The 10,315-nt window shown below is 64.3% G+C and carries 10 protein-coding genes and 1 pseudogene; 5 read left to right on the top strand and 6 right to left on the bottom strand.

Translation table 11 applies throughout. The annotated features are described in order from the left end of the window. Positions 1-55: 55 nt before the first annotated feature. On the bottom strand, positions 56-517 hold the full coding sequence (gene rirA / locus FJ417_RS14790; protein WP_140647676.1) for an iron-responsive transcriptional regulator RirA: 462 nt from the start codon (positions 515-517) through the stop codon (positions 56-58). 209 nt (positions 518-726) lie between these two features. Between rirA and FJ417_RS14785 the strand changes: the two genes are divergently transcribed. The 3 genes from FJ417_RS14785 (at position 727) to FJ417_RS14775 (ending at position 3,252) form a co-directional block, all read left to right on the top strand. After that, the gene (locus FJ417_RS14785; RefSeq protein WP_140783952.1) at positions 727-2,022 is read left to right on the top strand and encodes a DUF445 domain-containing protein; all 1,296 of its coding nucleotides are present in this window, start codon (positions 727-729) and stop codon (positions 2,020-2,022) included. Between the two features lie 123 nt (positions 2,023-2,145). Continuing rightward, the gene (gene phaP, locus FJ417_RS14780) at positions 2,146-2,574 is read left to right on the top strand and encodes a TIGR01841 family phasin (RefSeq protein WP_140710667.1); all 429 of its coding nucleotides are present in this window, start codon (positions 2,146-2,148) and stop codon (positions 2,572-2,574) included. Between the two features lie 180 nt (positions 2,575-2,754). Further along, the gene (locus FJ417_RS14775; RefSeq protein WP_140647679.1) at positions 2,755-3,252 is read left to right on the top strand and encodes a MaoC family dehydratase; all 498 of its coding nucleotides are present in this window, start codon (positions 2,755-2,757) and stop codon (positions 3,250-3,252) included. Positions 3,253-3,268: 16 nt separating this feature from the next. Here FJ417_RS14775 and FJ417_RS14770 read toward each other — a convergent pair whose 3' ends face one another. The 4 genes and pseudogenes from FJ417_RS14770 to FJ417_RS14755 all read right to left on the bottom strand — a co-directional run bounded on the left by FJ417_RS14770 (position 3,269) and on the right by FJ417_RS14755 (position 7,781). Continuing rightward, positions 3,269-4,105, bottom strand: a complete 837-nt coding sequence (locus tag FJ417_RS14770; RefSeq protein ID WP_140783951.1) for an EamA family transporter — start codon at positions 4,103-4,105, stop codon at positions 3,269-3,271. Next, positions 4,102-4,683 (bottom strand): TetR/AcrR family transcriptional regulator, encoded by a 582-nt coding sequence (locus tag FJ417_RS14765; RefSeq protein WP_140783950.1) that lies wholly within the window; start codon positions 4,681-4,683, stop codon positions 4,102-4,104. The genes FJ417_RS14770 and FJ417_RS14765 overlap by 4 nt, the downstream gene beginning before the upstream one ends. Positions 4,684-4,858: 175 nt before the next feature. Then, positions 4,859-6,057, bottom strand: a pseudogene (gene cml / locus FJ417_RS14760) (CmlA/FloR family chloramphenicol efflux MFS transporter). A 302-nt stretch (positions 6,058-6,359) separates the two neighbouring features. Continuing rightward, a complete protein-coding gene (locus FJ417_RS14755) occupies positions 6,360-7,781 on the bottom strand; it encodes a PLP-dependent aminotransferase family protein (protein ID WP_140783949.1) in 1,422 nt (473 codons plus the stop codon). 101 nt (positions 7,782-7,882) lie between these two features. Here FJ417_RS14755 and FJ417_RS14750 point away from each other — a divergent pair, with 101 nt between their 5' ends. Continuing rightward, complete coding sequence (locus tag FJ417_RS14750; protein WP_140783948.1) at positions 7,883-8,746, top strand: DMT family transporter; 864 nt, start codon at positions 7,883-7,885, stop codon at positions 8,744-8,746. Between the two features lie 66 nt (positions 8,747-8,812). On the opposite strand, the gene FJ417_RS14745 is transcribed toward FJ417_RS14750, so the two are convergent. Then, entirely contained in the window at positions 8,813-9,853 is a 1,041-nt protein-coding gene (locus FJ417_RS14745; protein WP_140783947.1) for a zinc-dependent alcohol dehydrogenase family protein, read from the bottom strand. Positions 9,854-10,006: 153 nt separating this feature from the next. On the opposite strand from FJ417_RS14745, the gene FJ417_RS33930 reads away from it, so the two are divergent. Beyond that, the gene (locus FJ417_RS33930; RefSeq protein ID WP_348639933.1) at positions 10,007-10,195 is read left to right on the top strand and encodes a hypothetical protein; all 189 of its coding nucleotides are present in this window, start codon (positions 10,007-10,009) and stop codon (positions 10,193-10,195) included. Positions 10,196-10,315: the final 120 nt, after the last annotated feature.

Here is a 10,315-nt window from a genome sequence, read left to right as displayed (position 1 = left end):
ATGACGAAGTCGAGGGTGGGCGGTGGCCCTCGAGAAAACAGGTCGCAGGTCTTGATCACGCAGCAGGCGCGCGCTGCTCCAGAAGGTCGATGCCGAGCAGGCTGCGCACATTCGGGCGCGCCGCGACGAGATCTGCGATCGTGTAGCGTGAAAGCACGGCGAAGAAGGCGTTGAGCGCCTCGCGCAGCGCCGAATTCAGGGCGCAGCTGTCGACCAGCGGGCATTCGGCGGCGTCGTTCTCGAAACACTCGGCCATGGCGAAGCTCTCTTCGGTGACGCGCACGACATCGAACAGGTTGATCTGTTCGGCCGGACGGCCGAGCCGCACGCCGCCATTCCTGCCGCGCACGGTTTCGACCAAGCGGGCCTCGACCAGCGGCTGCAGGATCTTGAACAGGAACAGTTCCGACACCGAATAGGCGGCGGCGATCTCGGGGATGCGGCTCAGCCTGTCGGTGTTTGCGGCGCAATACATCAGGATGCGCATCGCATAGTTGGTCTGGCGCGTGAGCCGCATGGTATCCTCGCGAAATATTAGCTTGGGCCGAATATGGCCCATAGTTTGGAACAATTCCAGACTGGACCGGTACATAGCTGAATAATCGTGTCAACTTTTTGTGCATGCCGGCGCGGACAGTCGCCGGATATCGCTCCTGCGCTTCGAGCGAGCGTTTTGGCGGCGCAGCCACTAGATAGATGCGGGTGCAAACAGGAAACGGCCTTTCCATGTCACAGTCAGCTCCGGCTTTCGCGCCGGTTCGATTCGACGCCGATGCCAAGGCGAAGCTCTCAGCGTTGCGGCGGACCAAGTTCATCGCCGCGGCAGTGCTCGCGCTGTGCATCCTCGTCTTTGCGCTCGCCAAGTCCTTCGAGGGCAGCCATCCGTGGCTCGGCTTCGTCGCGGCCTTCGCCGAGGCGGCGACGATCGGCGGGCTCGCCGACTGGTATGCCGTGGTGGCGCTGTTCAGACGGCCGCTCGGGCTGCCGATCCCGCATACGGCCATCATCCCGGAGAACCAGCACCGGATCGCCGACAATCTCGGCCGTTTCATCGAGGCCAATTTCCTGGCGCCGGAGCCGGTGCGCGAAAAGCTCGCCGAGGTCGACTTCGCCGCCCTGGTCGCCGACTGGCTGGCCGATGCCGAGCGTGCAGCCGGCCTGTCGCGATTCGTCGCGCGGCTGGTGCCGCAGACATTGACGGCGGTGGAGCAATCCGGCCTGCGCGACTTCGTCACCAGCCGCATGCTGGAGCAGATCGAAAAGGTGCCGCTGGCGCCGCTCGCGGCCGATCTTTTGTCGGCGCTGACCGACGATCGCCGGCACCAGAAGCTGTTCGACGAGTTCACCAGGGTGATCGGGCGTTTCCTCAACGACGAGCAGGCGCTTGAGACGATGCGCGAAAAGATCCGCGAGGAATTGCCGTCGCTGTTCAACCTATTTCGCGCCGATGCCTATCTCTTGAAGAAGATCGTCGCTTCGGCGGGCTCTCTGCTGGATGAGGTGCGGGCCGATCCAGATCACCCCATGCGCGCCGAATTCGACCGCTTCGCGCTCGGCTTCATCGAGCGGCTCAGGACCTCGAAGCAATATGCAAGGCGCGCCGAGAAGCTGAAGCGCGATTTTCTCGGCCGTCCGGAGGTGAGGGCGCTGGCCGGCGATGCGTGGACAAGCCTGCGCCTGTTCATCGAGCAGGACATCAATGCGCCGAATTCGACGATCCGCGCGCACCTCGCCAACATGTTCGTCGAGGTCGGCAGGCATCTGGCCGACGACGCTCAGATCAGGGCCGACATGAACCAGGGTTTTGTCGTGGCGCTGGCTTCATTCGTCGAAAACCAGAAGAGCGGCGTGTCGAAATTCATCGCCGACCAGGTCAAGCGCTGGGACCTGGCGCAGCTGACGTGGCTGATCGAGACGAACATCGGCAAAGACCTGCAATATATCCGCTTCAACGGCATGATCATCGGCGGGCTTGCCGGGCTGGCGCTCTATACGGCGGAGCGGCTGTTTCTGGTCAATTGACGCCGGCCCGGCACGCACTATTCTGCCTTGGGTCTTAAGCAATTCCGGGCGGCAAAACGTTACACACTTTTCCTGGAACTGCTTTTGAGGGCGCCGCGAACGTGGCAAAACGGGAGGCAGAGCATGGCAAAACAACCGGAATCCTATTCGTTCCTCGACATGTTCAGCAGGTTCGGTCGCGACCTCAAGCTGCCGAATGTCGATGTCCAGGCGATCCTGGATCATCATCGCAAGAATCTCGAAGCCCTGGAAAAGTCGGCAAGGGCGGGTGCGGCAGGGGCATCCTCGGTGCTGGCGAGGCAGCATGAGATGGTGCAGAATGCCATGCACGAGATCACCCGGATGGCGCAGAATTACCAGACGCCCGGCAATCCGCAGGACCTCATGACCAAGCAGGCTGAATTTGCCCGCAGGTCGTTCGAGACGACGCTGAAGAATGCCAGCGAAGTGGCTGGCCTTGTGCGGAAATCCAGCACCGAATCGGTCGAGATACTGCGCGAGCGGATCAGGGATGCGATGGCGGAGATCCGCGCCGGTTACGAAAAGAAATAGCCTATCCGGCGGTTTCGGACCCACCATCGACCGATATGCGATGCAACCGGCCCTGTCGCCCGAGCGTTCTCGGCTTGCCCCAAAAGCATCAACTCTACCGGCGAAAATCGCGGGGCGCCGAATTGACAGAGGCCGCCGCTTCATGGTCGGGAGACAGGCAAGAGTGATGGGAAACCCGGGATGACCGAAGCACGGCCGAGAACGCCGCCGACCTTCGAACAGTTGCGCACGATGTCCGGGCAGGAACTCGGCGTGTCCGACTGGACGACGGTCGACCAGCAGCGCATCGACCAGTTCGCCGAATGCACGGGCGACCATCAGTGGATCCATGTCGACCCCGAAAGGGCGAAACGGCAGAGCCCGTTCCGCACCACGATCGCGCATGGTTACCTGACTTTGTCGATCATCGGCGCGCTGGCGCTGGAGATGGGCATCGTGCCGGAGAACACCCAGGCCGCCTTCAACTACGGCTTCGACAAGGTGCGCTTCCTGGCGCCGGTCAAAGCCGGCGCGCGCATCAGGCTGCGCACCACGCTGCTTTCCATGGAGGACCGTGGTCCCGGCCAGTATCTTATGAAGGCAGCCAACACCGTCGAGATCGAGGGCGAGCAGAAGCCGGCACTGACGGCCGAAACGCTGGTGATGATGTACGAGCGCCGCAAGCGGGCAGGGGCTTAGTGCGGCGGGAACAGCATTACCCTTGATAGCCGAGGCAGATCGCGCCTAGAGCGACAACGCCGCAAGCCGCAATACGTCTCGGCGTCAGGGGCTCTCCCAGGAACAGCCGTCCGATCAGCGCCGCGAAAACCACGCTCGTCTCGCGTATGGCCGTGATCGGACCGGCCGGCCCGAGCGCGAAGGCTGCGACCACGGCGCCATAGGCAACCAAGGCGAAAATCCCGCCGCCGAGCGCCTTCAGCGCATCGGGCGAACGAAAGTCAACGGTGAGCTTGCCGCGGCAGATGATGAAGGTGACCGGCAGCAGCACGCCGTAGACCAACAGCACCCAAGCCGTGTAGGCGCCTGAACTTCCCGCCGATCGGACACCGATAGCATCGACCGTCGCATAGGCGGCGATGATCGTGCCGGTCGCCAGGGCATATAGAATTGATGTCGTTGCCGCGCGCCCTTTGCCAAGTGAAAGGCTCATGATGCCAAGCGCGGCGAGAACGACGCCAAGCGACTGATGCCAGCTCAGACGCTCGCCCGCCAGAACGAAACCGCCTAGCGTCACCAGAAGCGGCACCGAGCCGCGAACGATCGGGTAGACCTGTCCCAATTCGCCGTAGCGGTAGGCCGCCACCAGAAAGAGACTGTAGCCGACCTGAAGGCAGGCCGAGAGCATGACATAGGGCCAGGCCGACGCCGCCGGAAGGGGGTTGAAGATCGCCAACGGAATGGCGGCGATCGTTGCCGAGAAGCTCATGACCGTGACGGTCCAAAGCCTGTCGCTGCCGGTTCGCAGAAACGCGTTCCAGCCGGCGTGCAGGATCGCGGCGAACAATGCCAGGCTGATGACTGTCGCGCTCATTGCGGTCTCTCCCGCGTGGCGAGAATGGCCATTGCTGCACTGCGGGCATCGCGAATGGCGGCGTCGGGCTGGCCCATCCGGGCCATCAGCGTCGCGCCTTCAAGCAGCATCAGCAGGGCGGCCGAAGCGCTTTCCGCCGCATCGGCGGGCATCGTTTCTTCGAGGATCAGGCGCATGCGCCGCTTCAGGCCGTTCTTTTGTCTGACGGCGGCCTGGAACACCGGGTGCGCCGGATCGCCGAACTCGGCCAAGGCATGCGCGAACAGGCAACCGTGGAAATCGGCGCTGCGGAACCAGCGCCCGTACCAGTCGAAGATTGTGCCGATCTTCTGCTCGGGCGTGGCCGCCTGTTCGGCGAGGCGGTCGAGCTGGCGATCGAACCGCTCTGCACGGTAGGCCAGGACCTCGACCATCAAATCGTCCTTGCTGGGGAAGTGACGATACATGGTCATCTTGGCCACGCCGGCTTCGGCGATGATGCGGTCGATGCCGGTGGCGTGAAAGCCCACGCGCTTGAACAGCCCGTAGGCGGTTTCAACGATGTGCCGGCGCTTGTCGGTCCTGGTCGGTTCGGTCATGGCAAGTGATTGGTGATGAGACAGGTCTGTCTATTTTCTATGCGGAAGACAAATACGTGTCAATTGCCGGCTACTCGTCGGGAAGGCCGGGCAAGCAAGGGCGGGAAATACGCGCAGCGGCGGTAGGCGGAGACGCCTTGGCATTGGGAGGCCTCTCCGCCTGTGTGGCCTTGGATCAGGCTGCTTCCGCTCGTTTGACAGATACGCCGAGCGCGGCGAGCGTGATCGCCGCCATCAGCGAGCAATAACCGGCCAGCGGCCATGCCGTGTCGCCATCCAGGAAGATGATGAACAGCGTGCCTGCCGCGGAAACGATCACGCTCTGCAGGCAGAAATAGAGCGCGACGGCCGTGCCGGCGGTCTCGCCGAACGGCGCCAGCGCGCCGTTGGCCGTCACCGACGCGGTGAGGACGATGCCGATGGCGATGATCCACATCGGCATGACGAAGCTCGCGAAGGATGGCTCGGCGAACAACTGTCCTATGGCCAGCAGGGCAGCACCCAGGAGCAGCATCGCCATGCCGCGCCTGACGCTGCCTTCGATGCCCCAGCGCGCGACGAAGCTTTTGGCGAAGCGGGTGGCGACGATCATCACCAGCGCCGCGCTGGCGAAGGCCAGGCTGAAGCCGATCTGGGAAAAGCCGGCCTTGCCGATGAGCACTCTCGGCGCCGTCGAAAAGAACACGAAGACGAGCCCATGGCGGCGGCGAAGGCCAGCGTGTAGGTCCAGAAGCCGAAGCTGCGCAGGATCGGCCCGAAACCCGCGCGGGCAGGGCCATGGGTCAGCGGGCGCGTTTCTCGCCATCTTGGCCAGGCGTTGAGCGTGGCGGTCACGGCAAGAATGCCGAGCGCGACGAAGATCGCCCGCCAGCCGAAACTGTTGGCGATCAAAGCCCCGGCGATCGGTCCCAGCGCCGGCACGAAGGACAGCAGCGAGCCGAGCGTGCCATAGATGACGGCGCCTTCCGGCCTTTGCGCATAGATGTCGCGGACGGTGGCGAAGACAGCGACCAGCATGGCCGAGGCGCTCAGGGCCTGCGCGATGCGAAGGACAAGGAAGACCGGTGCAAGCGACGTGACGGCGAGCAGGAAGGAGGCGGCCATGAACGACAGGGCGCCGCCGATCAGCACCGGGCGCCGACCGATCCTGTCGGAGATCGGTCCGAAAGCAAGTTGGCCGAGCCCCAGACAGATCATGTAGAGGCTGAGCGTCAGCTGCACCACGGCCGTCGAGGTGCCGAGCGCGCCCGGCATGATCGGCACTACGGGCAAGTAGATATCCATGGCGAGGGAGGCCAGGACGTCGAAGGGAGACAAAAGCAGCAAGGCTGCTGGCATGGACAAGGTCCATGTCGGCTGGTTCGGAGAAGACATGAGGAGAGTTCCGCTCAAATGGTGACATTCGGCGGCGATCTGCCTCAGTCTTTTCTGACGCAATTCCGGGCGGAAGGCTACGGCGAAGGGCCGAGCCTAACCGCTTTACACTTTTCCTGGAATTGCTCACGGGAATGACGGGACAGACTGCCGCAACAACGAAGCGCTGTTGCGGCTTATTTGTCTGCTGACTTGCTGGATCCCATGGCCGTCGGTCCCGGTGACGATGCGCATGCCGGCTGGCATGCGTGCTCACGGTTTCACTACCAGACGAAGGCCGCTCGGGCAACCGACGGTCGCGCTTATGCCGCCTTGCGGCGGGATGCGGCGACCGCTCTTTCCAGGGCGGTGAAAATACGCTCGTCGGCGCACTGGGCCACGTTGAAGCGCATGAAGCGGCCGGCGGTGTGCGACAGGCTGAAGGCATTGCCGGGCGCCAGCACGACATTGTCCGAAAGCGCATGGCGGGCGACGTCGGCGGCGTCGATGCTGTCGGGCAGGCGGCACCAGAGGAACATGCCGGCAGGCTGGTCGATCCAGGGCGTGATGCCCATCATTTTCAGCCTGGCGGCGGTCTCGGTCATGACACGCGACAGGCGCGTGCGCAACTGTTCGACATGTTTGCGGTAGCTGCCGTCCTTCAACAGGCTCAGCACCAATTCCGAGGACAGCCGCGCACCGCCGAATGTCGTGGCGATCTTGAGATCGGTGAGGCCCTCCATCCAGTCGGGTGGCGCGGCGATGAAGCCGCAGCGCACCGAGGCCGACAGCGTCTTGGAGAAGGAGCCGATCTGGACGACACGCTGCAGCCCGTCGAAGGCCGCGAGCCTTGGGGCAGGGCTGTGCTCGAAGTCGGCGAAGATATCGTCCTCGACGATGGTGAGGTCCGCCTGGTCGGCGAGTTTCAGGAGCCGATGCGCGGTGACAGGCGACAGGATCGCGCCGGTCGGATTGTGGATGCCGGAATTGGTGATGTAGAGGCGCGGCCGGTGCTCGGCGAGCGCCTGCGCGAAGTGCTCGATATCCGGCCCCGAAGGTGTGTACGGCACGCCGATCACCTTGGCCTGGTGGGCGCGCAACAGGGCGTGGAAGTTGAAATAGCAGGGGTCGTCGACCAGCACCGCGTCGCCGGGCTCGAGCAGGAAACGGCACAAAAGGTCGATCGACTGGGTGCCGCAATCGGTCAGCATGATCTGGTCGGGCGAGGCTTCGACGCCGTGCTCGGCCATGCGCCGTGCCAGCAACTGGCGAAGCGGCGGCAGGCCAAGCGGCGTGCCGTAGTCCGCAAGCGCCACGTCGTCCGCTCGGGCCGCGGTCCTCAGTGCCCGGCGCAAGGCGGCCTGCGGCATCCAGGACGCGGGCAGCCAGCCGCAGCCGGGCTTCAGCATCTCCTCGCCCGCTTCGAGCGATTGCCTGGACACCCAGAGCGGATCGACGGCCCGGTCAAGCTTGGGACCGATCTCGGCAAGTGACAGCGGCGCGAGCTGGCCGGCGGCGTAGAAACCCGAGCCCGGCCGCGAACGGATCGCGCCTTCCGCCGCAAGCCGCTCATACGCTTCGACCACCGTTGATTTCGACACCTGCAAGGATTTGGCGAGAGCCCGGATCGACGGCAGGCGCGCGCCGGGCGTCAGCGTGCGTGCCGCGATGCGATGGCGGATCGTCGCCATCACGCTTTCGACGAGCGTGCGCGAGCCATTATTTTCAAGAGCGAGGTCTGTCATCCGTACTGCCCGAATTACCATTACAGTTTTGTGGAATTGTACCCCATTGTCTCTGGTAACGCCATGACCTGCCTCGTACGGAAGCGCAAACGGAGCAGATGATGGAAAAGAGTTTTGACGGCTGGCTCAGCGGCTTCATCGGGGTGCTAATCTTCAGCGGGTCGCTGCCGGCGACGCGGGTGGCGGTGATGGATTTCGACCCGACCTTCCTGACGGCGGCCAGGGCGGCAATCGCTGGTCTGCTGGGGGTTGCGATGCTGCTGCTGTTCCGCGAGAGGCGTCCGGAGCGAAGCGACCTGATCTCGCTCGTCGTCGTCGCGCTGGGTGTCGTGGTCGGCTTCCCGTTGCTGACGGCGCTGGCGCTGAAGCATGTAACCTCGGCGCATTCGATCATCTTTGTCGGCCTGCTGCCGCTGGCGACCGCGATCTTCGGCGCGCTTCGCGGCGGCGACCGTCCGCGCCCGGCCTTCTGGCTGTTCTCGTGCCTGGGCAGCGCTTTGGTCGCGGGCTTTGCCCTGTCGCAAGGCTTGACTGCCTCGCCGGTCGGCGACGGCCTGATGCTCGGCGCGATCATCGTCTGCGGGCTGGGCTATGCCGAAGGGGCCAAGCTGTCGCGCAAGCTCGGGGGCTGGCAGGTGATCTGCTGGGCGCTGGCGCTGTCGCTGCCGGTGATGCTGGCGTTGAGCTTCGCGACGCTGCCGCCATCCTTTGCGGCCATCGGTTCCGGCGCCTGGATCGGCCTTGGCTATGTCTCGCTGTTCAGCATGCTGATCGGCTTCGTGTTCTGGTATCGCGGCCTCGCGCAAGGCGGTATCGCCGCCGTCGGGCAGCTGCAATTGCTGCAGCCCTTCTTCGGCCTGGCGCTGGCGGCGAGCCTGCTGCATGAGCAGGTCAGCCCGATGATGGTGGTCGTCACGCTGGGCGTCGTGGCCTGCGTGTTCGGGGCGAAGAAGTTCGCGCGGTAGGCGCCTACTGATTTGTTTTGACGCAATTCCGGACGGAAAACCGTTTCACACTTTTCCTGGAATTGCTCAGAACTTCGTCACCACCCCGATGCCGATGCCCTCGAAACCGCCCATCGCCATCAGGGCCGCGGGCGCTTCCTCGAGGCTGATCTTCTTGCCGACCAGCAGTTCGGGTTTCAGCTTGCCGGTGCGGATCATCTCCATCATCGCGGAGTAGCGGTAGGCCTGCATGCCGTGGCTGCCGAGGATTTCGAGCTCGAAGGCGATCACCTTGTCCATCGGCACCTGCGGCCGGGCGTGCTCGCCCAGCATCAGGCCGACCTGAACGTGGCGGCCGCGCCGGCGCAGGTTGGCAATCGAGTTGAAGGACGTGGTCGGGTGTCCCAGCGCGTCCATCGACATATGCGCGCCGCCATTGGTGATCTGCTTGACCGCCTTGACCACGTTCGGCGTCGTCGAGGCGTTGATCGTCGCCACCGCGCCGATCTTCTTCGCAAATTCCAGTTTCTCGTCGGTGAGGTCGATGGCGATCACATTGGCGCCCATGGCGCTGGCGATCATGATCGCCGACAGGCCGACGCCGCCGCAGCCATGCACCGCCACCCATTCGCCGGGCGTAACCCGGCCCTGGTCGACGATGGCCCGGAACGAAGTGACGAAGCGGCAGCCGAGGCTGGCGGCGGTAGCGAATTCCATCTCTTCCGGCAGGCGCACGAGATTGGTGTCGGCGTGCTCGATGCCGACATATTCGGCGAACGAGCCCCAGGCGTTGAAACCCGGCTGGGACTGGTGCTCGCAGACCTGATGGTTGCCTGAGGTGCATTCGAAGCAGCGGCCGCAGCCGACCGCGAAGGGCACCGTGACGCGATCGCCGGCCTTCCAGCGGCTGACCTGCTTGCCGGCGGCGACGACGACGCCCGCCAACTCGTGTCCGGGAACGTGCGGCAGCGTGATGCCGTCGTCATGGCCCATCCAGCCATGCCAGTCGCTGCGGCAAAGACCGGTCGCCTCGACCTTGATGACCACCCCGTCGGCGGCCGGCTTCGGGTCGGGAACGGTCTGGATCGTCGGCGCCTGACCGAATTTCTCGAAGACGACGGCTTTCATCGGCAACTCCCACCATTGGTGCGTTTTGAGTTGACGATAGCCGATTCCACCGCTGGTCGGCCGGAAATCGATTCTGCCAGCGCCGCGACTGGCGGACCGATCAGTTACTCCGCTGGCTGGCGGCAGCGCCACCAGAACGGAGAGGGCCAATTGGTGACCGGCCTCAGCCTCTCGCTGATGGCTGCTGCCTGGCTGCCGATCGCCTTCATGGGGTCCTCGCTCTGGCTGCTGGTGCTGGGCATCCTCATGCTTGATCTCGCCATCCAGGCCGTGCACGTCACCAATCAAAGCCTGATCTTCGCTCGCCGGACGCCCGCAGTCGCCTGGTCGGCGGCTATATGATCTTCTACTCACTGGGCAGCGCGCTGGGCTCGATTGCCTCGACCATCACCTATGGCGCCTGGGCTGGATCGGCGTTTGCGCGCTTGGTGCGGGCATCGGACTGGCGGCGCTGGCGTTCTG

The organism is Mesorhizobium sp. B3-1-7, from assembly GCF_006439385.1.
Taxonomy (GTDB): Bacteria; Pseudomonadota; Alphaproteobacteria; order Rhizobiales; family Rhizobiaceae; genus Mesorhizobium.
This window is presented reverse-complemented; position numbering and strand designations above follow the sequence as displayed.

Excerpts from the sequence above, each read along its gene's own strand:
- rirA (WP_140647676.1), bottom strand. The coding sequence starts at position 517 with ATGCGGCTCACGCGCCAGACCAACTATGCGATGCGCATCCTGATGTAT.
- FJ417_RS14785 (WP_140783952.1), top strand. The coding sequence starts at position 727 with ATGTCACAGTCAGCTCCGGCTTTCGCGCCGGTTCGATTCGACGCCGAT.
- phaP (WP_140710667.1), top strand. The coding sequence starts at position 2,146 with ATGGCAAAACAACCGGAATCCTATTCGTTCCTCGACATGTTCAGCAGG.
- FJ417_RS14775 (WP_140647679.1), top strand. The coding sequence starts at position 2,755 with ATGACCGAAGCACGGCCGAGAACGCCGCCGACCTTCGAACAGTTGCGC.
- FJ417_RS14770 (WP_140783951.1), bottom strand. The coding sequence starts at position 4,105 with ATGAGCGCGACAGTCATCAGCCTGGCATTGTTCGCCGCGATCCTGCAC.
- FJ417_RS14765 (WP_140783950.1), bottom strand. The coding sequence starts at position 4,683 with ATGACCGAACCGACCAGGACCGACAAGCGCCGGCACATCGTTGAAACC.
- FJ417_RS14755 (WP_140783949.1), bottom strand. The coding sequence starts at position 7,781 with ATGACAGACCTCGCTCTTGAAAATAATGGCTCGCGCACGCTCGTCGAA.
- FJ417_RS14750 (WP_140783948.1), top strand. The coding sequence starts at position 7,883 with ATGGAAAAGAGTTTTGACGGCTGGCTCAGCGGCTTCATCGGGGTGCTA.
- FJ417_RS14745 (WP_140783947.1), bottom strand. The coding sequence starts at position 9,853 with ATGAAAGCCGTCGTCTTCGAGAAATTCGGTCAGGCGCCGACGATCCAG.